Here is a 22,674-nt window from a genome sequence, read left to right as displayed (position 1 = left end):
CGGGGCTTGCCCCGGTTCGGGAAGCGGGGTCGCCCCACGGCCGCCAGGCGGGGGAGGGCGGACGGTCGCGCCACGGACGGGGCGCGACCGTCCGCCCTCCCGGGGCGGGGCGCGGCCGCGCCCCGCCGCGCGCGCTGCGTCAGGACAGGTGCTCGCGGACCTCTGAGGCCGCGTCGTCGCCGTAGGCCTTGGTGAAGCGGTCCATGAAGTGGGCGCGCCGCAGGGTGTACTCCTGCGTGCCCAGCGTCTCGATCACCAGCGTCGCCACCATGCAGCCCACCTGCGCCGCACGCTCCATGCCCACGCCCCACGAGAGGCCGGAGAGGAAGCCGGCGCGGAAGGCGTCGCCGACGCCGGTCGGGTCGACCTTGGCGTCCTCCTCCGGGCAGCCGACCTCGATCGGGTCCTCGCCCGAGGCCTCGATGCGGACGCCGCGCGAGCCGAGCGTGGTGACGCGGTGGCCGACCTTGCCGAGGATCTCCTCGTCGGTCCAGCCGGTCTTCGACTCGATGAGGCCCTTCTCGTACTCGTTGGAGAAGAGGTACGCCGCGCCGTCCAGCAGTATCCGGATCTCGTCGCCGCTCATCCGGGCGATCTGCTGCGAGAAGTCCGCGGCGAACGGAATGCCGCGCGAGCGGCACTCCTCCGTGTGGCGGAGCATCGCCTCGGGGTCGTCCGCGCCGATCAGGACGAGCTCGAGGCCGCCGACACGGTCCGCGACCGCCTTCAGCTCGATCTGGCGGGCCTCGCTCATCGCGCCGGTGTAGAAGGAACCGATCTGGTTGTGGTCGGCGTCGGTGGTGCACACGAAACGGGCGGTGTGCAGTACCTCGGAGATACGGACGGAGGCCGTGTCCACACCGTGGCGGTCGAGCCAGGCCCGGTACTCGTCGAAGTCCGAGCCCGCCGCGCCGACCAGGATCGGACCGGTGCCCAGCTGACCCATGCCGAAGCAGATGTTCGCCCCGACTCCGCCCCTGCGCACATCGAGCGTGTCGACCAGGAAGGAGAGGGAGACCGTGTGCAGCTGGTCCGCGACCAGCTGGTCGGCGAATCGGCCGGGGAAAGTCATGAGGTGGTCGGTGGCGATGGAGCCGGTGACTGCGATACGCACGGTGAGGCGCTCCTGAGGCGGGGTGGCAGTGTCACTTCACGCTACCGGGTCCTGCCCGGTGCCCACGCGCGGAAACTACCCGATAGTAGGGCTTTTTCCTGGACTCCCCGGTGCATACGGTGCGCCTATGAGGAAGCACGTTGCCGCGTTCGAGCCGCGCAAGCAGCCGGATCCGCGGGAATCCGAGATGAGCCTGGCCCTGCTTCGCGGCGACTGCGCCAGGATGGCTCCACACTGGGTCGTACCGGCGGCAGCGGCGCCCGCGCCCGTGCACCCGTCCCTCATCCACGGCGTCGTGGTACCTCCCGCCTCCGCGCGGCTGGTGGACGCGATGTCCGACTACGGCGACTGACGCCGGCCACAGCCGCCGGCCACTGACGCCGGGGAAGAGGCGAAGGGAACCACGCGCTCCCCCGCTCCGTCCCACCCGTGTCCTCCGCAGCAGGAGGCACGAGACAAGGAGCGATGCGGTGAGCAGCACCGAGAACACGCATGACAGTCCCCGCCATCGGCGTTCCCCGCTTGTCGTCGCCTCGGTGGCGGCCGCGGTGCTGGTGGCCGGCGGTGGCGGTGCGTACTTCGCGACCTCAGGCTTCAGCGGGAACGGCGCGGGTGACGCCGGAAGCGGCGCGCCCGGAGGCGGAAAGCAGCCGCCGATGCTCGCCCTGGATCTCGGCGGACCCGGAACCGAGCGGGGTATCGCCCCGGGCGAGCCCGACCCGACCGGTGGCGGCGTCGTCTACCGCGCCGAGGGCGACCTGCCGGAGGGACCCGGCCGTGCGGCCGTGCACCGGGCGGCGGGGGCGGTCACGCAGGACGAGGTGACCCGTCTGGCCAAGGCGCTCGGCGTGCAGGGCACCCCGCAGCTCGAGGGGTCGGCCTGGAAGATCGGGCCAACCAAGGACGGCCAGGGGCCGATGCTGCAGGTCAACAAGGACGCTCCGGGCACCTGGACGTTCGCGCGGTTCGGGCCGGCGCCCGGCGGCGACAACTGTCTCAAGGGCAAGTCCTGCCCCTCGGGCGGTGGGGGCGAGCCCGGTCCGCCCGTCAGCGAGGCCGAGGCCAGGAAAGCCGCCGCCCCGGTGCTCGAGGCGGTGGGTCAGGGTGACGCGAAGCTGACCGCCGGCCAGCTGATGGGCGCGGTACGGGTGGTGAACGCGAACCCCGTCGTCAGCGGCCTGCCGACGTACGGCTGGACGACCGGCGTCCAGGTCGGGGCCGATGGAACCGTCGTCGGCGGCAGCGGCCAGCTGAAGAAGCCCACGAAGGGCGACACATATCCCGTGATCTCCGCCGACGAGGCGGTACGGCAGCTGAACGAGGCGGGCAAGGGCACCGGCCGCGCCGGCATCGGCGGATGCGCGACTCCCGTCCCGCACGGCGACCAGCCGGACGGCGAGATCAAGCTGGACGGCGAGATCAAGCCGGACGCGCCCTGCGAGCCGGAGAGCTCCCCGGCCGAGCCGGAGCGCCTGACGATCGGCAAGGCCGTCTTCGGACTCGCGGCGCAGTACGTGGACGGGCGGCAGGCGCTGGTGCCCTCCTGGCTGTTCGAGGTGAAGGCCAAGGACGGGAACCAGCCATTCACCGTGACGCACCCGGCGGTGGAGGAGCGGTTCGTCAAGAGCGCGGAGCCGCCGATGAAGGACGTCGCCCCGACCGACCCGGCCGACCCGGCCGACCCGGCCGACGGGCAGTCGGGGCCCGCCCAGATCTCGTACAGCGTGGACGGCCGGACGCTGAAGGTCACGTTCTGGGGCGGCGTGTGCAGCACCTACGAGGCGAAGGCGACCGAGAGCGGCGACACGGTGAAGGTGCGGATCGTCGAGACGAATCCGGACCCGAAGCGGGTCTGCATCATGCTGGCCAAGGAACTGACGGAATCCGTGACGCTCGACAGGCCGCTGGACGACCGCAAGGTCGTCGACGCGGGCACCGGCAAGGCGCTGCCGCGCAAGGGATAGCGAGTGCCCTGACACACGCCGAAGGCGGCGGTCCCGGGTCGGGATCGCCGCCTTCGGCGTAAGCAGCAGGACTCCTAGCTGAAGGAGTCGCCGCAGGCGCAGGAACCCGTGGCGTTCGGGTTGTCGATGGTGAAGCCCTGCTTCTCGATGGTGTCGACGAAGTCGATCGAGGCGCCGCCCAGGTACGGGGCGCTCATGCGGTCGGTGACGACCTTGACGCCGTCGAAGTCCTTGACGACGTCGCCGTCGAGCGAGCGCTCGTCGAAGAACAGCTGGTAACGCAGGCCGGAGCAGCCACCGGGCTGAACCGCGACGCGCAGGGCCAGGTCTTCCCGGCCTTCCTGGTCCAGCAGGGCCTTGACCTTGGCCGCGGCGGCGTCGGACAGGAGGATGCCGTCGCTCACGGTGGTGGTCTCGTCCGATACGGACATCTGCTTCTCTCCCGGGTTGTGCGGACTGCTTGCCGACGGTGCAACCGGTGTGGCCGCGGATTCATTCCGGACCGGCTCGTCTCTCCTCTTCATGCTCGCACACCGGGCCGCCGACAGGCACCGACCTGTCGACAGGGGGTGCGTCACATAGACGCTATGGCCGTCGTCAAAGTGACGTGAAGCGGTTATGATAGATAGCGTCAAATAGACGAGAAGGTCTCTGCCAGACGAAGAAAGGGTGCGTGACGTGACCACCGCCCAAACCAGCCCCGAGTTCGACGTGTCGCCGACGCCGCTCGCCCTGCTGCTGCTCGGCCGGGAGGCCGACCCGCGGAGCGAGCGCGGAGTGGAGTGCCCCGGCGACCTGCCGTCGCCGTCCGACCCGGACCTTGTGGAGCGTGCCCGCGCGGCGAAGGAGAAGCTCGGCGAGAAGGTCTTCGTCCTGGGCCACCACTACCAGCGTGACGAGGTCATCCAGTTCGCCGACGTCACCGGCGACTCGTTCAAGCTGGCGAAGGACGCCGCCGCCCGGCCGGAGGCCGAGTACATCGTCTTCTGCGGTGTGCACTTCATGGCCGAATCGGCGGACATCCTGACCTCCGACGACCAGCAGGTCGTCCTGCCCGACCTGGCGGCCGGCTGCTCCATGGCCGACATGGCCACGGCCGAGCAGGTCGCGGAGTGCTGGGACGTACTCACGGAGGCCGGCATCGCCGATCAGGTCGTGCCCGTCTCGTACATGAACTCCTCCGCCGACATCAAGGCCTTCACCGGCAAACACGGCGGCACGATCTGTACGTCGTCGAACGCGAAGCGCGCACTGGACTGGGCCTTCGAGCAGGGTGAGAAGGTGCTCTTCCTGCCGGACCAGCACCTGGGCCGCAACACCGCCGTCCGCGACATGGGGATGTCCCTCGAGGACTGCGTCCTCTACAACCCCCACAAGCCGAACGGCGGCCTGACGGCCGAGGAGCTGCGCTCGGCCAAGATGATCCTGTGGCGCGGCCACTGCTCGGTGCACGGCCGGTTCTCGCTGGACTCGGTCAACGACGTGCGCGAGCGCATCCCGGGCGTGAACGTGCTGGTGCACCCGGAGTGCAAGCACGAGGTCGTCGCCGCCGCGGACTACGTGGGCTCGACCGAGTACATCATCAAGACGCTGGAGGCGGCCCCGGCCGGCTCGAAGTGGGCGATCGGCACGGAGCTCAACCTGGTCCGTCGCCTGGCGAATCGTTTCGCGGAAGAGGGCAAGGAGATCGTCTTCCTCGACAAGACGGTCTGCTTCTGCTCGACGATGAACCGCATCGACCTGCCGCACCTGGTGTGGACGCTGGAGTCGCTGGCCGAGGGGAACCTCGTCAACCGCATCCAGGTCGACAGGGAGACGGAGAGCTTCGCGAAGCTGGCACTCGAGCGGATGCTGGCGCTGCCGTAGCCCCTGTCCCGGGGGGCGCTGCCCCCCGGGACCTCGCGCCTGGTGCTGTGACCGGAAAGGTTTGCCGGAAAGCTCGCGGCGTCCGGTGCGGTGCATCGCAAGGCGGAGGATCTCCCGCGTACTGGATGTACTTGGGTGATGCGACAACGCAGCGAGGTGCCGTGCCGGGCGTCGCGAGCCGGTGAACCTTGCCGGTCACAGCACTAGACCTCCCGCTACGGCCTGGCGGCCGTGTGGGAATCCGTCGGCGGGACGTGAACTTGCCGGTCCGCTCGGGGCTCCGCCCCGAACCCCGTGCCTCGAACGCCGGACGGGCTGACGTCTCTCTTCTGTGGCGTGCACGGGGACGGGCAGAGTCAGGTGCCCACCCCTACACCTTCGGCCACGCGGAGGGGGGCGATCCGTAGACCGCAGGTCCCGTTCCTTATGCCGCACATACCGCAGCCGGAGTACCGCTCGCCCGGACTCACTCCGCCCTTGGACGTACCAGCCCCGACTCGTACGCGGTGACCACCAGCTGAGCGCGGTCGCGGGCGCCGAGCTTGGCCATCGCGCGGTTCACATGGGTCTTGACCGTGAGGGGGCTGACCTCGAGCCGTTCCGCGATCTCGTCGTTGGAGTGCCCGCCGGCCACCAGGACCAGCACCTCGCGCTCGCGCACGGTGAGCGCCGACAGCCGCTCGGAGTACGGCTCGCGGTCGTCCTGCGTGCCCCCGCCCTGCGCGAGGAACGTGGCGATCAGTCCCTTCGTCGCCGCCGGCGACAGCAGTGCCTCGCCCGCAGCGGCGATACGGATGGCACTGAGCAGCTCGTCCGGCTCGGCGCCCTTGCCGAGGAAGCCGGAGGCACCGGCCCGCAGCGACTGCACGACGTACTCGTCCACCTCGAAGGTGGTCAGCATGACAACCCGTACGTGTGACAGCTCGGGGTCCGCGCTGATCATCCGAGTGGCGGCGAGCCCGTCCGTGCCGGGCATCCGGATGTCCATCAGCACCACATCGGCCCGCTCGGAGCGGGTCAGCGCGACGGCCTGGGCGCCGTCCGCCGCCTCGCCGACCACCTCCATGTCCGGCTCGGAGTCCACGAGGACCCTGAAGGCGCTGCGCAGCAGAGTCTGATCGTCGGCGAGCAGCACCCGGATCGTCATGTGTCCTCTCCCGCGCGGGCACTCCGCGCCTCCAGCGGCAGTATCGCCTGCACCCGGAAGCCGCCTCCGTAGCGGGGGCCCGCGGTGAGGGTGCCGCCGAGCGCGATCACGCGTTCGCGCATGCCGATCAGGCCGTGGCCGCCGCCGTCCGAGGGGGCGGCGGCGTCGACCGGACCGTCATCGACGACGGGACCGTTGTCGATGACAGTGACCTCCAGCCTCGAGCCCACCCGCACCACGCTCACCTCGGCCCTGGCCTCCGGGCCCGCGTGCTTCTGCACATTGGTCAGCGCCTCCTGGATGATCCGGTACGCGGCGAGGTCGACGGCGGCGGACGGCATCGCGGAGTCGTCGGCAAGGGCGACCTCGACGGGGAGGCCGGCGTGCCGGAAGGTGGTGACCAGTTCGTCGAGGACGGCGAGTCCGGGGGCCGGTTCGGTGGGCGCCTCGGGGTCTCCCGACTGGCGCAGCAGCCCGACCGTGGCGCGCAGCTCGTTCAGCGCGGAGCGGCTGGCCTCCCGTACGTGGGCGAGGGCCTCCTTGGCCTGGTCGGGCCGCTTGTCCATGACATGCGCGGCGACTCCGGCCTGGACGTTGACGAGCGCGATGTGGTGCGCGACGACGTCGTGCAGATCGCGGGCGATCCGCAGCCGCTCCTCCGCGACCCGGCGCCCTGCTTCCTCCTCACGGGTCCGTTCGGCGCGCTCGGCCCGCTCCCTGATGGCGTCGACGAAGGCGCGGCGGCTGCGCACGGCGTCGCCCGCGGCGGCGGCCATACCGGTCCAGGCGAAGATGCCCAGGTTCTCCTGCGTGTACCAGGGGCTCGAGCCGAAGAACATCGCGGAGCCCGTCAGCACCGCCATCGTCAGCAGACCGACCCGCCAGGTGGTGGGACGGTCGGTACGGGCGGCGACGGTGAACAGGGCGATGACGGCGCTCATCGCGACGGGTGCGGCCGGGTCGCCCGCGACGAGCTCGACGACGGACAGCGCGCCGGTGACCATGAGCACGACCATCGGATCGCGGCGGCGGAAGACGAGCGCGGCGGCGGCGACCACTATCAGAACGATGCTGCGCAGGTCGGGGCTGCGGGTACCGAAGGTGGGGCCGTGCGGGCCGTTGGGCTCGGCGAACGAGCCGGCGACCATGGCGATCAACGCGGCGACGGCCAGGGCGCCGTCGAACGCGAGGGGGTGCTCGCGCAGCCAGCGGCGGGTGCGGTCGTAGCGGGCGGCGAGTGAGGTCACGTCGGGCAACGTTACGGCGTGAGCGGTGGCTGCCGCGCGGGGCTGCCCCCCACCCCGCCGCTTTCCGGAACCGCGGGCTCCGCCCTCGGACGACCGCGCGGCACGAAGCGCCGTACGGGGTCCGGGGGCTTGCCCCCGTGCCGTGCTGAAGTGCCGGGCGCGTCAGGCCGTGGGCGCGTCCGGCGCCGGGATCAGACCGTCGTCGCCGAGGAGTTCCCGGACCTCCTCCAGCGTCGCCTCCTCGGCAGGGAGGATCAGGCCGGACGGTTCCAGGGAAGCGTCGGGCAGCGGCTCACCGAGAGCGCGGACCTTCTCGAGCAGCGCCTGCAGGGTCCGGCGGAAGCCGGGCCCGTCGCCGCTCTCCATCTCCGCGAGCAGTTCGTCGTCGAGCTTGTTCAGCTCGGGGAGGTGGCTCTCGGCCACCTCCAGCTGACCCTCCCCCATGATCCGTACGATCATGACGAGTCCTTACTGCTGGTCGAAACCGCTTGTCACTGCTTGTCGAACTTGTGCGGGCTGCTCTGCTGCTGCGCGGCGTCCTCGGCGCCTGTGGCGCCGCCTTCGATGGCCTGCTTCGAAGCCGGTCCACCGGCCAGTTCCGCCTTCATGCGCTGGAGCTCCAGCTCGACGTCCGTACCTCCGGAGAGGCGGTCCAGCTCGGCCTGGATGTCGTCCTTCGCCAGTCCCGACTGGTCGTCGAGGGCGCCTGACGCGAGCAGCTCGTCGATCGCGCCGGCCCGCGCCTGGAGCTGGGCGGTCTTGTCCTCGGCCCGCTGGATCGCGACGCCGACATCGCTCATCTCCTCCGAGATGCCGGAGAACGACTCCGCGATCCTGGTCTGCGCCTGGGCCGCGGTGTAGGTGGCCTTGATGGTCTCCTTCTTCGTGCGGAAGGCATCGACCTTCGCCTGCAGCCGCTGTGCGGCGAGGGTCAGCTTCTCCTCCTCGCCCTGCAGCGTCTGGTGCTGCGTTTCGAGGTCGGTGACCTGCTGCTGGAGCGCGGCGCGGCGCGAGAGCGCCTCGCGCGCCAGGTCCTCGCGGCCGAGCGCCAGAGCCTTGCGGCCCTGGTCCTCGAGCTTGGAGGACTGTCCTTGGAGCTGGTTCAGCTGCAGCTCGAGGCGCTTGCGGGAGGTCGCCACATCGGCGACACCGCGGCGCACCTTCTGGAGCAGCTCCAGCTGCTTCTGGTACGAGTAATCGAGGGTCTCGCGCGGATCCTCGGCCCGGTCGAGGGCCTTGTTCGCCTTCGCGCGGAAGATCATCCCCATACGCTTCATGACACCGCTCATGGGCTTCGCGCGCCCCCTTCTGACGGACTACGGCTTCAGCACTCCAACAGAACCCAGCGTACGGGCCCTGCATCCATTACCGCACTGTTCGGACGCGGATGCGCTCATCCCCAAGGACGACTGCGCACGGCCCTGATCCGGCGCAAGGAGTAGATGGCCGTCAGGGAGCTGTGCACGGCGTCCCGTTCTGTCCGGTACGGACGCACGCCGTTGCGGGATCGTTCCCCACAAGGGTGGGGTCCATGCCCGGCACCCCGTACCCTTGGGTTTTGTGTTCCGTAGCCGTTCCAAGGAAGAGAAGGCCCCCACCGGCAAGGTGACGGCGGACCTCTCCAAGCAGCCCCGCGACCCCGAGGCCCCCAAGGGCCGCCCGACGCCGAAGCGCAGTGAGGCACAGGGCCAGCGCCGCCGTGCCTCCAGCGGTGCGCCGCTGGACCGCAAGGAGGCGATGAAGCGCCAGCGCGAGGCCCGCCGTGCGGACCTGGCGAGACAGCGCGAGGCCCTCGCCAGCGGCGACGAGCGTTACCTGCCGGCCCGTGACAAGGGCCCGGTGCGGCGCTTCGTGCGCGACTTCGTCGACTCCCGCTTCTGCATCGCCGAGTTCTTTCTGCCGCTCGCGGTGGTGATCCTGGTCCTCAGCATGGTCCGGGTCACGCAGCTGCAGAATGTGGCGCTGCTGCTCTGGCTGGGCGTCATCGTGCTGATCGTCGTCGACTCGATCGGTCTGGTGATCCGGCTCAAGAAGCAGCTCAAGGAGCGCTTCCCGAACGAGCCGAAGCGCGGCGCCGTCGCCTACGGCCTGATGCGTACGCTCCAGATGCGTCGGCTGCGCCTGCCCAAGCCGCAGGTCAAACGCGGAGAGCGGCCCTGAGCACCGATTCCTTGCAGCCGTCCGGTTTCACTGCCGAGGCGTCTGCGAACTGGCTGGCCGGTGCGGGCGGGCTGCGCAACACCGTCCGCCAGGAGCTCGTGGCCCGTCAGCTCGAGGAGCAGATCACCGCGCGCTATCCGGTCGGCCAGCGGCTGCGTGTACTCGATGTCGGCATGGGCCAGGGCAAGCAGGCCCTGCGACTGGCACGGGCCGGTCACACGGTCACCGGCCTGGAGTCCGACGCGGTGATGCTGAAGGCCGCCCGCGACGCGCTCGCGGGCGAACCGGCCGGTATCCGGGAGCGGGTCCGGCTCGTGGAGGGTGACGGCCGGGACACCGGCGTGCACTTCCTGCCGGGCAGCTTCGACGTGGTGCTGTGCCACGGGGTGCTGATGTACGTCGAGGAGCCGGACGCGCTGCTCGCGGGCCTGGCCCGGATGCTGGCACCCGGCGGTCTGCTCTCGCTGCTCGTACGCAACGGCGACGCGCTCGCCATCCGGCCGGGGACGGCCGGCGACTGGCAGACGGCGCTGGATGCCTTCGGGACGGACACCTACACCAACCGGCTGGGGCTGAAGGTACGGGCCGACCGGCTGGAGGCGCTGACGGCGACGCTGGCGGGGATCGCCGCGCCGCTGCACACCTGGTACGGGGTGCGTATCTTCACCGACAACGTGGGCAACGAGGTCGAGCTCCCGGCCGCTCAGGAGCTGGAGCGCGTGCTGGCGCTGGAGGAGAAGGCCGGCCGCACCGACCCGTACCGCCGGGTGGCGGCGCTGCTGCACCTGTGCGGAGTGCGGCGGAACTGACCGGTCGGCGTCTCGGTCGGCATCTCGTTCTGCACTCCGCTCGACAGGGCGCTCGGCACCGTGCTCGACATCGAGGTCGCGTCGCGAGAGGGGGCGTCGTCGGCGCCCCTGATCGGCGGCGTACCGCGGGCACCGACGCGACGGCAAAAGGGATACTCCGGGCATGTACGCATCCCCCCGCCCCGGTCGGCCGGCACGCCGGCTGCTGCTGCCCGCGACCGCGGCGCTCTGCGTGATCACCCTCTCGATGGGCTGCTCCCCCGTCTCCGGGCCCGCACCGGCGTCCTCCACCGGGCCGACGGCACACGCCCCCGTTCCCGTCGCCGCGAGCAAGCTGGAGGACGACTACCGCGCGGTCATCAGGAACGTGCTGCCGTCCGTCGTCCAGATCGAGGCCGGGGAGAGTCTCGGCTCCGGCATCGTCTACGACGACAAGGGCCACATCGTCACCAACGCGCACGTGGTGGGCCGGGCCATGGAGTTCACGGTCACCGTCGCCACCGGTGAGCAGCCGCTGACCGCCTCCCTGGTGTCGGCGTTTCCCGAGCAGGACCTCGCCGTGATCAAGCTCCGGTCGGTACCGCCGGGGCTGCGGGCGGCCCGGTTCGGCGGCTCGTCCGAGGTCGCCGTCGGCCAGATCGTCCTCGCGATGGGGTCCCCGCTCGGCCTGTCGAGCAGCGTCACCCAGGGCATCGTCTCCGCGGTCGGCCGCACGGTGAGCGAAAGCGGTGAGGGCGGCGGGACCGGGGTGACGCTCGGCAACATGGTGCAGACGTCGGCGGCGATCAATCCCGGCAACAGCGGCGGCGCGCTCGTGAACCTGAGCAGCGAGATCATCGGCATCCCGACGCTGGCCGCGTCCGACCCCGGCCTCGAGGGCAGCGCGGCGCCGGGTATCGGCTTCGCGATCCCCGCCTCGATGGTGAAGAAGGTCGCCGACCAGATCATCAAGTACGGCGACGTGCGGGACTCGGGCCGGGCGGCTCTCGGCATCACCGGCCGTACCGTGCTGGACGACGACTACCGCCCGGCCGGGGTGGCCGTGGTCTCCGTGATGAGGGGCGGCGCGGCGGAGCGGGCGGGCCTGCGGCCGGGAGACATCATCACCAGGGTCGGCAGCACGGAGATCACCACGATCACGTCCCTGGCGGAGGCGCTGGCATCGCGGCAGCCCGGCGAGAAGGTGTCCGTGACCGTGGAACGAGCGGGCAGCGAGCGGACGGTCGAGGTCACGCTCGGGGAGATCTGATCCCAAAGGTGACCAGCCGCCCGAAGACACACCGGGGGCGCTGCGCCACGCGGCGCAGCGCCCCCGGCGCCGAGGGTCAGGACTCGTGGAGGCTCATCGGGCCGTAGATCTTCGCGCCGTCCTCCGAGAGGACGACCTGGTCCGCGCCGCCCTCCTGGAGCTGCTTCCAGTACTCGCCGATCCAGGACTCCGCGTCGCCCTGCGTCGTGAACTCCTCCGGCTCCACCGCCGGCTGGACCTCCGTACCGTCCGACTTCTCGAACCGCCACGTCCACGCCATGTGCGCCTCCCAGGTCCCTAGGGCAAGCTGATCAGTTTGCTGCCCGCAGCGTAGCCGGGCGCGCACCGCCGGGGGCGAGACGGCAGGATCAGAGGCGTGGAACTGACTCTGCTCGGCACCGGCGCCCCCGCCGGTCTCCCCCGGCCCGACTGCCCCTGCGCCGTGTGCGCCACCGCCCGCGGACGGGAGGCGCGGGCCGCGACCGCGCTGCTCGTCGACGGCGCGCTGCTTCTCGACCTCACCCCGGGAGCCGCGCTGGCCGCGGCACGGGCGGGGCACTCGCTGGTGGGCGTACGGCAGGTGCTGCTGACGCATCCTCACGACGGGCCGGCCGTGGATCTGCCCGCCGGGCTGCCGACGGCGGGCAGGGTGCCCGACGGACGGGAGTTGACGCTGATCAGCGGGCACCGGGTGCGGGCCATGCCGATGGACCACCCCGGCACCGGGTACGAGGTGACGTCCCCCGACGGCGAGCGGCTGCTCTACCTGCCGCCGGGCGCGGCACCGGCCGGGCTCGCGGAGGGGCTCGCCGCGTACGAGATGGTGGTAGCCGACGTGGTGGGCCGCCCGGACGCGCTGGCACGGCTGCGCGCCTCGGGCGCCATCGGTTCCACGACGGACGTGGTCGCCGTGCACCTCGACCACGACATCCCCTGCGGCCCGGAGCTGACCCGGCGTCTGGCCGCATCGGGTGCCCGCGCCGTGCCGGACGGGACCACGCTGATCGTCGGCGAGTACCACGCGGTGCCGGACGTGCCACGGCGGACTCTGGTGACGGGCGGGGCCCGTTCGGGGAAGTCGCTGGAGGCCGAGCGGCGGCTGGACGCCTTCCCCGACGTGCTGTACGTCGCGACAAGCGGCGGCCGCGAAGGCGACACGGAATGGGCCGCACGGGTCGCCGCGCACCGTGACCGCAGGCCTGGCTCCTGGCGTACGACGGAGACCTGCGACCTGGTGCCGGTGCTCGCGGAGGACGGGCCGCCGGTGCTGATCGACTGTCTGTCGCTGTGGCTGACGGACGCGATGGACAGGGTCGGCGCCTGGGACGACGAGCGCTGGGCCGCCGAGGGTGAGCGGGCACTGCGCGAGCGGGTCGCCGAACTGGTCGCGGCGGTACGGGCGACGGCCCGTACGGTGGTGGCCGTGACGAACGAGGTGGGTTCCGGCGTCGTCCCCGCCACCGCCTCCGGCAGGCGCTTCCGCGACGAGCTGGGCCGGCTGAACGCGGCGTTCGCCGCCGAGTGCGAGCATGTGCTCCTGGTGGTCGCGGGCCAGGCTCTCGTACTGCGCGGCTGAGCTCGGGGCGGTGCCGGTACTGTTCGGCGAATGAGCAGGCTGAATCTCGACGACTTCTCCGATCTGATCGAGCGCCCCGACGGCGGAACGCGGCGTGACGCCGAGGAACGCCGGGAGCGGCTGATCGTGCCGTCCGGTGCGCTGGGCCGTCTCGACGAGCTGGGCGAGTGGCTGGCCGCCGCGCAGGGGTCGGTCCCGGTCAAGGCGATCGAGCACCCGCGTGTGGTGCTGTTCGCCGGTGACCACGGCGTCGCCGAACTGGGTGTGTCCGCCCGGGAGTCGGGCAGCGCGCATCGGCTGGCGCGGAACGTGCTGGAGGGCGCGAGCCCGGTGGCCGTGCTGGCCCGCAGGTCCGGTGTGCCGGTGCGGGTCGTCGACGCCGGTCTGGACTGCGACCCCGAGCTGCTGCCGGAGGACGTGGTACGCCACCGGGTGCGACGTGGCAGTGGCCGTATCGACATCGAGGATGCGCTCACGGTCGAGGAGGCGGAGCAGGCCGTACGGCTCGGCATGGCGATCGCCGACGAGGAGGCGGACTCCGGGACCGACCTCGTTGTCCTCGGCGACGTGAGCGTCGGCGGTACGACGCCGGCGGCCACCCTGATCGCGGCGCTGTGCGGCACGGACGCCTCGGTGGTGACGGGCCGCGGCGGCGCGGGCATCGACGACCTGGCGTGGATGCGCAAGTGCGCGGCGATCCGGGACGCGCTGCGGCGGGCCCGGCCGGTGCTGGGCGACCAGTTGGAGCTGCTGGCGGCCGTCGGCGGCGCGGACCTGGCCGCGACGACCGGGTTCCTGCTGCAGAGCGCGGTGCGCCGGATGCCGGTGATCCTGGACGGGGTGGTCTCGGCGGCGTGCGCGCTGGTCGGGCAGCGTGCGGCGTTCCGCGCGCCGGACTGGTGGATCGCGGGCCAGCTGAGCGGCGAACCGGCGCAGGCGAAGGCGCTGGACCGGATGGCGCTCGCCCCGGTGCTCGACCACGGGGTGAGAGTGGGCGAGGGAACGGGTGCGCTGCTGGCGCTCCCCCTCGTACAGGCGGCGGCCGCGCTGGCTGCGGAGCTGCCGGAGCGCGAGGTCCCGGAGACGGCGGCGGAGTGACGGGCCGGGCCCTGCGCGCAGGGCGGCGGGGCCGGGACCGGTGCCCCGCCGCCCGGCCGGCGCCCACCCGCCCACGAGGCCATATGCCCCATATGATCCCTTTCCATGAAAGAAGTGGGAAGGGCCCGTCCATCCGGTGACGGTGCCGCCACGCGCGTCGGCACCGACCGATCACGGCGCAGTGCCGCGTTCACCGTCTGGTACGTGCGCGTCATGGCGTTCCTCAACTTCCTGGGCGCCGTGTGGGTCTCGTTCGGCAACGACCTGCGCCGCCACAACGAGGACAACTACTTCACGCCCTACCTGCTCACCGCGGGCTTCGCGCCAGGTCTCTTCGCGCTCTTCCTCGCCGTCACCATGCGCCGCCGCAAGCGGGCCGCATGGATCCTCAACGTGGTGCTCTGCGGGATCTTCCTGCTGCTCTTCGCCATCGCCATGGTGCTTCCCGCGATCCGGCAGCATGCGCAGAACTGGGTCTCCTTCCTCCTGACCGCCGCCTTCATGGCCGCGTCGCTGCTCGGGCGGCGCGAGTTCTACGCCAAGGGCGACCGCTCCAACCCGAAACTGGCGACGGGCGTTGCCGTCGGCGGGCTGCTCACCACCTCGCTGCTCGCGGCGCTGCTCGTCACCGCGACCAACACCTCGCCGGACCGCTCCACCTTCCTGGAGCGCTGGCGTTACGGCGCGACGCGGCTGGTGTCCATCGACGTCGACGACGACCGCTTCCCCACGATCGCCACCCCCGGCTGGGCCGACGTCCTCATCAACATCATGTCGATGCTGCTGCTGCTCGCCGTGCTGTACGCGGCGTTCCGTTCGCGCCGGGCCGTCGACCCCCTCACCGAGGAGGACGAGGCGAAGCTCCGCGCCCTGCTGGACCGGTACGGCGAGCGGGACTCGCTGGGCTACTTCGCGCTCCGGCGCGAGAAGAGCGTCGTGTGGTCGCCGACGGGCAAGGCGGCCGTGGCCTACCGGGTGGTCGGCGGTGTGTCGCTCGCGTCCGGCGACCCCATCGGTGATCCGGAGGCCTGGCCGGGTGCGATCGAGCCGTGGCTGGCGCAGGCCCGCGAGCACGGCTGGATCCCGGCGGTGATGGGGGCCGGCGAGGAGGCGGGGACGGTGTACACGCGACACGGAATGGACGCCCTGGAGCTGGGCGACGAGGCGATCGTGGAGACCGCCGAGTTCACGCTCGAGGGGCGTGCGATGCGGACGGTGCGCCAGGCCTGCAACCGCGTGAAGCGGGCCGGGTACGAGGTGCGTATCCGCAGGCACGAGGACATTCCCGCCGACGAGACGGCCGAGTTGCTGCGGCGCGCGGACAACTGGCGGGACGGGGAGACCGAGCGTGGTTTCTCCATGGCGCTGGGACGGCTCGGCGACCCGGCGGACGGCCGCTGCATGATGGTCGAGTGCACCGACCGCGACGGCAGGCTGCGGGCGCTGCTCAGCTTCGTTCCGTGGGGGCCCGAGGGGCTCTCCCTGGACCTGATGCGGCGTGACCGGGACGCCGACAACGGCCTGACGGAGTTCATGGTGATCGAACTCCTGCAGCGCGCGAAGGAGATCCGGATCACGCAGGTCTCGCTGAACTTCGCCATGTTCAGATCGGTCTTCGAACGTGGCTCGAAGCTCGGTGCGGGACCGGTACTGAGGCTGTGGCGTTCACTGCTCGGCTTCTTCTCCCGCTGGTGGCAGATCGAGTCGCTGTACCGCGCCAACGCCAAGTACCGACCGATCTGGGAGCCTCGTTTCATGCTCTTCGAGAAGAGCGCCGACCTGCTGCGCATCGGCCTCGCCGCCGGACGTGCCGAGGGCTTCCTGGAAGCGCCCAGCCTGCCCAAGTGGCTGCACCGCAGACATCTGGAGAGCCGGCGTTGAACACGGCGTCCGCGTTCGCGCGCCGCGAGTGGGGCCCGCTGTACGGGGCGGTCCGCGGGGCACTCGCCGCCCGGCGGTGGCGGGCCGTACCGATGACGCTCGCCGCCGTCTTCCTGACCGCCCTGCTCCATCTCGTGCAGAACCAGCCCTGGGGACTGGAGCCGGTCCGCGACATCGGCTTCGTACGGGCCGAGGACCCTCTGTGGCTCGCGCTGTTGCGGACACCGCTGTCACTGTTCGTACCGGCGCTGGACCTGCCCGTATGGGGCGCGCTGGCCCAGATCCTGCTGGTGTTCGGCATCGCGGAGATCACCCTGGGCAGGCCTCGGACGCTGGTGGTCGCCTACGGGGCGACGCTGGCCGGGACCGCGTACGCCCGGATCGGGATCGCGGTCGGCCCGGACGGTCCGCTCGGGCTGCCGGCCTCGGACGCGCAGGTCGTCGACACCGGGCCGTCGGCGGCCGTCGTCGGACTCGCGGTCTATGTCTGCCACCGCTACCGGGCGTGGCTGACGATGGGGCTTGTCGTGGTGGCGATGGTGGCCGAGGTCCTTGTGAAGAACAACCTCGCCGGCAAGGAGCATCTCGCGTCGATCACGGCCGTGCTGGTCGTGTGCGCGGCGGCCGAGCTGAGAAGTCGCCGCCGTCAGCGCTTGCGGCTCGGCAGCCGGTCCGGCGCACCGCCGATGAAGTCCTGAAACGCCCGGCGCGGCCGGTTCCAGCGCCGGTCGTGCCGGAACGTGCGCAGCGCGGCTCTCGCCCGGGCCTTGGGTCTGTTGCGGTAGAAGCGCCGTGCCCAGGGCGAGGAGGGCCGCGCGAGGCGCACCGCGCCGACGAGCGCCACCGGCGGGACCAGGGTGCCGATGAGCGCCATACGTCCCTTTCCCTTGTAGGCGGCGACGAGCACGAAGAGGAAGTTGGCAGCGATGGTGAGGATCACCGTGGCGCGGTCCTGGCGTTCGTCGGGGGTCAGTTCGTTGACACCGAGCGGCACGGAACCGCCGAGTACGAGCAGCGCGAGAGCGGTGGCGATGACGACGACCTCGACGCTCTGACGGCCCTGCTCGGTCCAGTAGACGTCGTCGAGATGGAGGACCAGCGCGAACTCGTCGAGGACGAGGCCCGCGCCGATCCCGAAGACGACGGCGCTGACCGAGGCGGAGACGCCGTGCCCGCCGGTGCCGACGGCCCAGAAACCGCCGATGACCATGAGGATGACGCCGGGCACCACATGGTGGATGTGCAGTCCGCCGGGCGAGACGTTCCTGAAGGGGCCCTTGCCCGCGCGGATCATCCGGGTGATGGTGCGGGTCGCCAGGAAGGTCACGATGAAGGCGGCCAGCGCGATGAGCATCGGGAGTTTCCCGGGCTCGACGATGTTGCGGTAAAACCAGTGACCCATGCCACCCGCTCCCGATTCGCGTGTTATGCGCAATTTACCGTCAGGGGCGCCGGGCTACCCTTCGCGCGATGACTCCTCGGACTGCTGCCCTGGCCTGCGCGCACGGCATACGTTTCGCTTTCGGCACCCTGACCGTGCTCCCGGTCCGCGTCACCCGCTGGGACCGCGAGGCAGCCCGCGCCGGCATGCTCTGCGCCCCGCTCGCCGGCCTGGTGGTCGGCGGGTTCGCCGCGGCGGCCGGCGGCCTGCTGATGCTGCTGGACTCAGGCCGGCTGCTCGCCGCCGTGGCCACGGCGGCCGTGCCCGCGGCACTCACCCGGGGCCTGCACCTGGACGGCCTCGCCGACACCGCCGACGGACTGGGCAGCGGCAGGCCCGCGGAGGACGCGCTGCGCATCATGAAGCAGTCGGACGTCGGTCCGTTCGGTGTCATCACCCTGCTGTTCGTCCTGCTCGGCCAGGTCGCGGCACTCGCGGAGCTGTACGAGCGGGGCTGGGCAACCGGCGCGACGGCCGCGGCCCTGTCCGCCGTCACCGCCCGACTCGCGCTGACTCTCGCGTCCCGCAGAGGCGTTCCCGCGGCCCGCCCCGAGGGCCTGGGCGCGACGGTCGCGGAGGCCGTACCCGTACCCGCGGCATGGGTCGCCGCGGCACTCGTCATGGCCTGCGCGACGGGCGCGGGTGCACTCTTCGGCCCGTACGGCGCACTGCACCACGCGCTCGCGGTGGCGGCAGGGCTCCTGGCGGCGCAACTGCTGCTGCTGCACTGTGTGCGGCGCTTCGGCGGGGTGACGGGCGATGTGTTCGGGGCACTGGCGGAGACGGCGGGCACGGTGGCGCTGGTGGCGCTGGTGCTGAGCTGAGGTTCTTGTCCGTCTGCTCCCCCGACCCGCGCTCATCCGCACGGCACGCCGCGCAGGACCGGCGTTCAGCGGGCAGGCTCCAGGGTGTGCGGGAGGCTGCCCCACGGGTGGGCGCCGGAACCGGGGACGACACAGTGGACCGCGGCGCCCGCGCGGGCGCCGGGCGGCGCCGCGTAGATCAGATGACAGAACCGTTCCGGCGGATGGGCGGCCGTCCAGGACGGGACGCCGGCCGTGCGATAGGCGTCCCAGGGGCCCTCGAACGTGACCAGCAGGTCGGCGAGTTCGGCGTACGCGGGGTCGGGGTGGACGCCGTGGTTCAGCACCAGGGTGGCCGCGCCCGACGCACGGGCCGCGTCCGTGAGCCGCCGGTAGTGGGGCAGCGCGGCGGCCCCGGAGCAGACCTGGTCGAGGAAGGCCGCGTCGGCGCCGTACCAGTCACGATGGCGGACCACGTCCCGCAGAACGTCTGCGTGCGGACGGCGTCCGTAGTCGGTGTCCGTGTAACCGAGGACGCGCACCCCGGCCCGGCGCAGCCTCGCGGCCACCGCGGCGAACCCGGGGTCCGCAGCAGTGCCGGGGCCGTCGGCCGGGTTGAGCACGACGCCGTAGAGGCGCGGCGCGGCGGCGACCACGGCGTCCCAGGCGTCGGGCCGGTCGGCGGGATGCTCGTAGAACGGCACCAACAGACTTTTCACGGGCGGTTCCAGAGGAAGTCAGTGACGGCGGGCGGGCGCACGGCCCAGCGGAACACAGCCGGGCACGGCAGGCACGCGGACGACCACGACCGCGACGCACGGCCCCGCACCACCCTCGGCCCTTCGCGCCCAAGGAAGTTGCCTCGAAGATGACGCGAAGGAGCCTCATGCCCCTTGCCCGAATGTGGCGAGTGTGGCCGAGCTCTCACAATCTCCGGGGCAAACATGAAAGAGACACCACGGATGAGTGAACCGCCGCCGCCGTGAGCGATACGTGGGGCCGCGCGTAGGCTCTTCTCCCGTGTGGGGTGTCGATCCACCTCGCCGGACCCTCGGAACTCAACGGAAGCGAGATTTCACCACCGTGACTGCTCTCACTCTCAGCACTGCAGGCGCTGCGACGCTGCGCGCCGACGCCATCGTGGTCGGCGTGGCGAAGGGAGCCAAGGGCCCGGTCGTCGTGCCGGGCGCCGAGGCCGTTGACAAGGCGTTCGACGGAAAGCTCGCCTCCGTCCTCGGGACCCTCGGCGCCGTCGGTGGCGAGGGCGAGGTCACCAAGCTCCCCGCGCCCTCCGGCCTGAAGGCCCCGGTCGTCATCGCGGTCGGTCTGGGTGCCGTGCCCGAGAACGACGAGCCGTACGGCACCGAGGCGCTGCGCCGCGCGGCCGGCGCCGCGGCCCGCGCGCTGTCCGGCTCGAAGAAGGCGGGCTTCGCACTGCCGACGGAGGCCGTGGAGGACGCGGAGGCCATTGCCGAGGGCGCGCTGCTCGGCGCGTACGCCTTCACCGCCTACCAGGAGAACGGCAAGGACGCCAAGAAGCCGCTGGCCGAGGTCGCCCTGCTGGGCGCCAAACCCCGCGACAAGGCGTTCAAGGCGGCCGCCGAGCGTGCGATCGCTGTCACCGAGGAGATCAACCGCGCCCGCGACCTGATCAACACCCCGCCGAACGACCTCACCCCCGAGGCCTTCGCCGCCGTTGCCACGGCCGCCGGCAAGGAGCACGGCGTCAAGGTGCAGGTGCTGGACGAGAAGGCGCTCGCCAAGGGCGGCTTCGGCGGCATCCTCGGCGTCGGCCAGGGCTCGCAGAACCCGCCCCGCCTGGTGAAGCTCTCCTACACCCACTCCAAGGGCGCGAAGACGCTGGCGCTGGTCGGCAAGGGCATCACCTACGACTCGGGCGGCATCTCCCTGAAGCCGGCCGGCCACAACGAGACGATGAAGTGCGACATGAGCGGCGCGGCCGCCGTGTTCGCCGCCGTCGTCGCGGCCGCCCGCCTGGGCCTCGCGGTCAACGTCACCGGCTGGCTGGCGCTCGCCGAGAACATGCCGTCCGGCACGGCCACCCGCCCCGGTGACGTGCTGCGCATGTACAGCGGCAAGACGGTCGAGGTGCTCAACACCGACGCCGAGGGCCGCCTGGTGCTCGCCGACGCGCTGACCCGGGCCTCCGAGGAGAACCCGGACGCGATCGTCGACGTGGCGACCCTGACCGGCGCGATGGTGCTGGCGCTGGGCAACCGCACGTTCGGCATCATGGCCAACGACGACGCCTTCCGTACCTCCATCCACGAGATCGCCGAGGAGGTCGGCGAGGCGTCCTGGCCGATGCCGCTCCCCGCCGAGCTGCGCAAGGGCATGGACTCGCCGACCGCGGACATCGCGAACATGGGCGAGCGCATGGGCGGCGGCCTGGTCGCCGGCCTGTTCCTGAAGGAGTTCGTGGGCGAGGGCATCACCTGGGCGCACCTGGACATCGCGGGCCCGGCGTTCCACGAGGGTGCGCCGTTCGGCTACACCCCGAAGGGCGGCACGGGGTCCGCGGTCCGCACGCTCGTGAAACTGGCGGAGCGCACGGCCGCCGGCGACCTGGGCTGATACGGCGGGTGCGGGTCGCTCCGGCGGCGCGCACCCCCGCCGGACGGGGCTGCACGGCAGCCCCACCACCCCGGGAACAACGCCCCGCTTCACCGCGTTGGCTACGACTCGGTAACCCGTAAAAGCGCTCAAGCTCACCATCTCAAGCTCCGGCCCCGCGTCCCGCCGCCCGTCGACAAGTGCAAAGATGGGTTCTCGGCAGGACAGGGCCCCACCACAGGGCCGAAGACTAAGCGGCCGAATACCAGCCGCCGCCCGGTCATCGACGACCGGCGAACGGCGCACATGCATGGAGGACGTGACGTGGCGAACGACGCCAGCACCGTTTTCGACCTAGTGATCCTCGGCGGTGGTAGCGGCGGTTACGCTGCGGCGCTGCGCGGAGCTCAGCTGGGCCTGGACGTCGCACTGATCGAAAAGAACAAGCTCGGCGGCACCTGCCTGCACAACGGATGCATCCCCACGAAGGCTCTGCTGCACGCCGGCGAGATCGCGGACCAGGCTCGTGAGGCCGACCAGTTCGGTGTCAAGACCTCTTTCGAGGGCATCGACATCGCCGGTGTCCACAAGTACAAGGACGACGTGATCTCGGGCCTCTACAAGGGTCTGCAGGGTCTGGTCGCCTCCCGCAAGGTGACCTACATCGAGGGTGAGGGCCGCCTGTCCTCCCCCACCTCCGTCGACGTCAACGGCCAGCGTGTCCAGGGCCGCCACGTCCTGCTGGCGACCGGCTCCGTGCCGAAGTCGCTGCCGGGTCTGGAGATCGACGGCAACCGCATCATCTCCTCCGACCACGCCCTCACCCTGGACCGCGTCCCGCAGTCCGCGATCATCCTGGGCGGCGGCGTCATCGGCGTCGAGTTCGCCTCGGCGTGGAAGTCCTTCGGCGCCGACGTCACCGTCATCGAGGGCCTCAAGCACCTGGTCCCGGTCGAGGACGAGAACTCTTCGAAGCTTCTTGAGCGCGCGTTCCGCAAGCGCGGCATCAAGTTCAACCTCGGCACCTTCTTCGAGAAGGCCGAGTACACCGAGACCGGTGTGCGCGTCACCCTCGCGGACGGCAAGACCTTCGAGGCCGAGGTGCTTCTGGTCGCCATCGGCCGCGGCCCGGTCTCCGCCGGTCTCGGCTACGAGGAGCAGGGCGTCGCGATGGACCGCGGCTACGTCCTGGTCGACGAGTACATGCAGACCAACGTTCCCACCGTCTCGGCGGTCGGCGACCTGGTCCCGACGCTCCAGCTCGCACACGTCGGCTTCGCCGAGGGCATCCTGGTGGCGGAGCGGCTGGCCGGTCTCAAGACCGTCCCGATCGACTACGACGGCGTGCCGCGGGTGACGTACTGCCACCCCGAGGTCGCCTCCGTCGGCGTCACCGAGGCCAAGGCCAAGGAGATCTACGGAGCGGACAAGGTCGTCGCCCTGAAGTACAACCTCGCGGGCAACGGCAAGAGCAAGATCCTCAAGACCGCGGGCGAGATCAAGCTCGTCCAGGTCAAGGACGGTGCCGTGGTCGGCGTCCACATGGTCGGTGACCGTATGGGCGAGCAGGTCGGCGAAGCGCAGCTGATCTACAACTGGGAGGCCCTGCCGGCCGAGGTCGCGCAGCTCATCCACGCGCACCCGACGCAGAACGAGGCACTCGGCGAGGCCCACCTGGCCCTGGCCGGCAAGCCGCTGCACTCCCACGACTGATCAGTCCGGGCGCGACGACCACTTCCGCACCA

Annotated in this window: 22 protein-coding genes; 13 read left to right on the top strand and 9 right to left on the bottom strand. The window is 71.4% G+C overall.

The window, feature by feature from the left end; translation table 11 throughout:
* Positions 1-139: 139 nt before the first annotated feature.
* Complete coding sequence (locus ACZ4SA_RS10395; RefSeq protein ID WP_468272061.1) at positions 140-1,114, bottom strand: carbohydrate kinase family protein; 975 nt, start codon at positions 1,112-1,114, stop codon at positions 140-142.
* Between the two features lie 127 nt (positions 1,115-1,241).
* On the opposite strand from ACZ4SA_RS10395, the gene ACZ4SA_RS10390 reads away from it, so the two are divergent.
* Both ACZ4SA_RS10390 and ACZ4SA_RS10385 read left to right on the top strand, forming a co-directional pair.
* Positions 1,242-1,466: a hypothetical protein gene (locus ACZ4SA_RS10390; protein WP_468272059.1), complete on the top strand. Its 225-nt coding sequence runs from the start codon at positions 1,242-1,244 to the stop codon at positions 1,464-1,466.
* Between the two features lie 118 nt (positions 1,467-1,584).
* Positions 1,585-3,078: a hypothetical protein gene (locus ACZ4SA_RS10385; protein WP_468272057.1), complete on the top strand. Its 1,494-nt coding sequence runs from the start codon at positions 1,585-1,587 to the stop codon at positions 3,076-3,078.
* Positions 3,079-3,152: 74 nt separating this feature from the next.
* Here ACZ4SA_RS10385 and ACZ4SA_RS10380 read toward each other — a convergent pair whose 3' ends face one another.
* On the bottom strand, positions 3,153-3,509 hold the full coding sequence (locus tag ACZ4SA_RS10380; protein WP_159692765.1) for a HesB/IscA family protein: 357 nt from the start codon (positions 3,507-3,509) through the stop codon (positions 3,153-3,155).
* Positions 3,510-3,756: 247 nt separating this feature from the next.
* Between ACZ4SA_RS10380 and nadA the strand changes: the two genes are divergently transcribed.
* Positions 3,757-4,944, top strand: coding sequence for a quinolinate synthase NadA (gene nadA, locus ACZ4SA_RS10375; protein ID WP_468272055.1), 1,188 nt, complete (start codon positions 3,757-3,759; stop codon positions 4,942-4,944).
* 466 nt (positions 4,945-5,410) lie between these two features.
* Here the strand turns inward: nadA and ACZ4SA_RS10370 are convergent, their stop codons facing one another.
* The 4 genes from ACZ4SA_RS10370 to ACZ4SA_RS10355 all read right to left on the bottom strand — a co-directional run bounded on the left by ACZ4SA_RS10370 (position 5,411) and on the right by ACZ4SA_RS10355 (position 8,627).
* Positions 5,411-6,091, bottom strand: coding sequence for a response regulator (locus ACZ4SA_RS10370; RefSeq protein ID WP_468272052.1), 681 nt, complete (start codon positions 6,089-6,091; stop codon positions 5,411-5,413).
* On the bottom strand, positions 6,088-7,347 hold the full coding sequence (locus tag ACZ4SA_RS10365) for a sensor histidine kinase (protein ID WP_468272050.1): 1,260 nt from the start codon (positions 7,345-7,347) through the stop codon (positions 6,088-6,090). The genes ACZ4SA_RS10370 and ACZ4SA_RS10365 overlap by 4 nt, the downstream gene beginning before the upstream one ends.
* A 153-nt stretch (positions 7,348-7,500) precedes the next feature.
* Positions 7,501-7,797, bottom strand: coding sequence for a PspA-associated protein PspAA (gene pspAA / locus ACZ4SA_RS10360; protein ID WP_468272047.1), 297 nt, complete (start codon positions 7,795-7,797; stop codon positions 7,501-7,503).
* Positions 7,798-7,829: 32 nt separating this feature from the next.
* Positions 7,830-8,627: a PspA/IM30 family protein gene (locus ACZ4SA_RS10355; protein WP_468272045.1), complete on the bottom strand. Its 798-nt coding sequence runs from the start codon at positions 8,625-8,627 to the stop codon at positions 7,830-7,832.
* 271 nt (positions 8,628-8,898) lie between these two features.
* On the opposite strand from ACZ4SA_RS10355, the gene ACZ4SA_RS10350 reads away from it, so the two are divergent.
* From ACZ4SA_RS10350 to ACZ4SA_RS10340, 3 genes are all read left to right on the top strand, one after another.
* Positions 8,899-9,498, top strand: coding sequence for a DUF3043 domain-containing protein (locus ACZ4SA_RS10350; protein WP_468272042.1), 600 nt, complete (start codon positions 8,899-8,901; stop codon positions 9,496-9,498).
* 11 nt (positions 9,499-9,509) lie between these two features.
* Entirely contained in the window at positions 9,510-10,307 is a 798-nt protein-coding gene (locus ACZ4SA_RS10345) for a class I SAM-dependent methyltransferase (RefSeq protein ID WP_468272039.1), read from the top strand.
* A gap of 163 nt (positions 10,308-10,470) precedes the next feature.
* On the top strand, positions 10,471-11,556 hold the full coding sequence (locus ACZ4SA_RS10340; protein WP_468272037.1) for a S1C family serine protease: 1,086 nt from the start codon (positions 10,471-10,473) through the stop codon (positions 11,554-11,556).
* A 76-nt stretch (positions 11,557-11,632) separates the two neighbouring features.
* Here ACZ4SA_RS10340 and ACZ4SA_RS10335 read toward each other — a convergent pair whose 3' ends face one another.
* Complete coding sequence (locus tag ACZ4SA_RS10335; protein WP_356635307.1) at positions 11,633-11,836, bottom strand: hypothetical protein; 204 nt, start codon at positions 11,834-11,836, stop codon at positions 11,633-11,635.
* 96 nt (positions 11,837-11,932) lie between these two features.
* Between ACZ4SA_RS10335 and ACZ4SA_RS10330 the strand changes: the two genes are divergently transcribed.
* The 4 genes from ACZ4SA_RS10330 (at position 11,933) to ACZ4SA_RS10315 (ending at position 16,809) form a co-directional block, all read left to right on the top strand.
* On the top strand, positions 11,933-13,132 hold the full coding sequence (locus ACZ4SA_RS10330) for a bifunctional adenosylcobinamide kinase/adenosylcobinamide-phosphate guanylyltransferase (protein WP_468272035.1): 1,200 nt from the start codon (positions 11,933-11,935) through the stop codon (positions 13,130-13,132).
* 30 nt (positions 13,133-13,162) lie between these two features.
* The gene (gene cobT / locus ACZ4SA_RS10325; RefSeq protein WP_468272033.1) at positions 13,163-14,230 is read left to right on the top strand and encodes a nicotinate-nucleotide--dimethylbenzimidazole phosphoribosyltransferase; all 1,068 of its coding nucleotides are present in this window, start codon (positions 13,163-13,165) and stop codon (positions 14,228-14,230) included.
* Positions 14,231-14,335: 105 nt separating this feature from the next.
* The gene (locus tag ACZ4SA_RS10320; protein WP_468272030.1) at positions 14,336-16,111 is read left to right on the top strand and encodes a phosphatidylglycerol lysyltransferase domain-containing protein; all 1,776 of its coding nucleotides are present in this window, start codon (positions 14,336-14,338) and stop codon (positions 16,109-16,111) included.
* The gene (locus ACZ4SA_RS10315) at positions 16,075-16,809 is read left to right on the top strand and encodes a hypothetical protein (RefSeq protein WP_468272029.1); all 735 of its coding nucleotides are present in this window, start codon (positions 16,075-16,077) and stop codon (positions 16,807-16,809) included. The genes ACZ4SA_RS10320 and ACZ4SA_RS10315 overlap by 37 nt, the downstream gene beginning before the upstream one ends.
* On the opposite strand, the gene ACZ4SA_RS10310 is transcribed toward ACZ4SA_RS10315, so the two are convergent.
* A complete protein-coding gene (locus ACZ4SA_RS10310) occupies positions 16,758-17,513 on the bottom strand; it encodes a hypothetical protein (RefSeq protein ID WP_468272027.1) in 756 nt (251 codons plus the stop codon). The genes ACZ4SA_RS10315 and ACZ4SA_RS10310 overlap by 52 nt on opposite strands.
* A gap of 68 nt (positions 17,514-17,581) precedes the next feature.
* On the opposite strand from ACZ4SA_RS10310, the gene cobS reads away from it, so the two are divergent.
* On the top strand, positions 17,582-18,376 hold the full coding sequence (gene cobS, locus ACZ4SA_RS10305; RefSeq protein WP_468272025.1) for an adenosylcobinamide-GDP ribazoletransferase: 795 nt from the start codon (positions 17,582-17,584) through the stop codon (positions 18,374-18,376).
* A gap of 65 nt (positions 18,377-18,441) precedes the next feature.
* Here the strand turns inward: cobS and ACZ4SA_RS10300 are convergent, their stop codons facing one another.
* Entirely contained in the window at positions 18,442-19,074 is a 633-nt protein-coding gene (locus ACZ4SA_RS10300) for a spherulation-specific family 4 protein (RefSeq protein ID WP_468272023.1), read from the bottom strand.
* A gap of 364 nt (positions 19,075-19,438) precedes the next feature.
* On the opposite strand from ACZ4SA_RS10300, the gene ACZ4SA_RS10295 reads away from it, so the two are divergent.
* The gene (locus tag ACZ4SA_RS10295; protein WP_468272020.1) at positions 19,439-20,950 is read left to right on the top strand and encodes a leucyl aminopeptidase; all 1,512 of its coding nucleotides are present in this window, start codon (positions 19,439-19,441) and stop codon (positions 20,948-20,950) included.
* 303 nt (positions 20,951-21,253) lie between these two features.
* The gene (lpdA, locus tag ACZ4SA_RS10290; RefSeq protein WP_468272017.1) at positions 21,254-22,642 is read left to right on the top strand and encodes a dihydrolipoyl dehydrogenase; all 1,389 of its coding nucleotides are present in this window, start codon (positions 21,254-21,256) and stop codon (positions 22,640-22,642) included.
* Positions 22,643-22,674: the final 32 nt, after the last annotated feature.

This window comes from Streptomyces sp. NPDC027962, from assembly GCF_055566095.1.
The sequence above is the reverse complement of the archived record's forward strand: the minus strand, read 5'-3'. Positions and strand labels throughout refer to the sequence as shown.

Excerpts from the sequence above, each read along its gene's own strand:
- ACZ4SA_RS10390 (WP_468272059.1), top strand. The coding sequence starts at position 1,242 with ATGAGGAAGCACGTTGCCGCGTTCGAGCCGCGCAAGCAGCCGGATCCG.
- ACZ4SA_RS10380 (WP_159692765.1), bottom strand. The coding sequence starts at position 3,509 with ATGTCCGTATCGGACGAGACCACCACCGTGAGCGACGGCATCCTCCTG.
- ACZ4SA_RS10370 (WP_468272052.1), bottom strand. The coding sequence starts at position 6,091 with ATGACGATCCGGGTGCTGCTCGCCGACGATCAGACTCTGCTGCGCAGC.
- pspAA (WP_468272047.1), bottom strand. The coding sequence starts at position 7,797 with ATGATCGTACGGATCATGGGGGAGGGTCAGCTGGAGGTGGCCGAGAGC.
- ACZ4SA_RS10355 (WP_468272045.1), bottom strand. The coding sequence starts at position 8,627 with ATGAGCGGTGTCATGAAGCGTATGGGGATGATCTTCCGCGCGAAGGCG.
- ACZ4SA_RS10340 (WP_468272037.1), top strand. The coding sequence starts at position 10,471 with ATGTACGCATCCCCCCGCCCCGGTCGGCCGGCACGCCGGCTGCTGCTG.
- ACZ4SA_RS10335 (WP_356635307.1), bottom strand. The coding sequence starts at position 11,836 with ATGGCGTGGACGTGGCGGTTCGAGAAGTCGGACGGTACGGAGGTCCAG.
- cobT (WP_468272033.1), top strand. The coding sequence starts at position 13,163 with ATGAGCAGGCTGAATCTCGACGACTTCTCCGATCTGATCGAGCGCCCC.
- ACZ4SA_RS10320 (WP_468272030.1), top strand. The coding sequence starts at position 14,336 with ATGAAAGAAGTGGGAAGGGCCCGTCCATCCGGTGACGGTGCCGCCACG.
- ACZ4SA_RS10310 (WP_468272027.1), bottom strand. The coding sequence starts at position 17,513 with ATGGGTCACTGGTTTTACCGCAACATCGTCGAGCCCGGGAAACTCCCG.
- cobS (WP_468272025.1), top strand. The coding sequence starts at position 17,582 with ATGACTCCTCGGACTGCTGCCCTGGCCTGCGCGCACGGCATACGTTTC.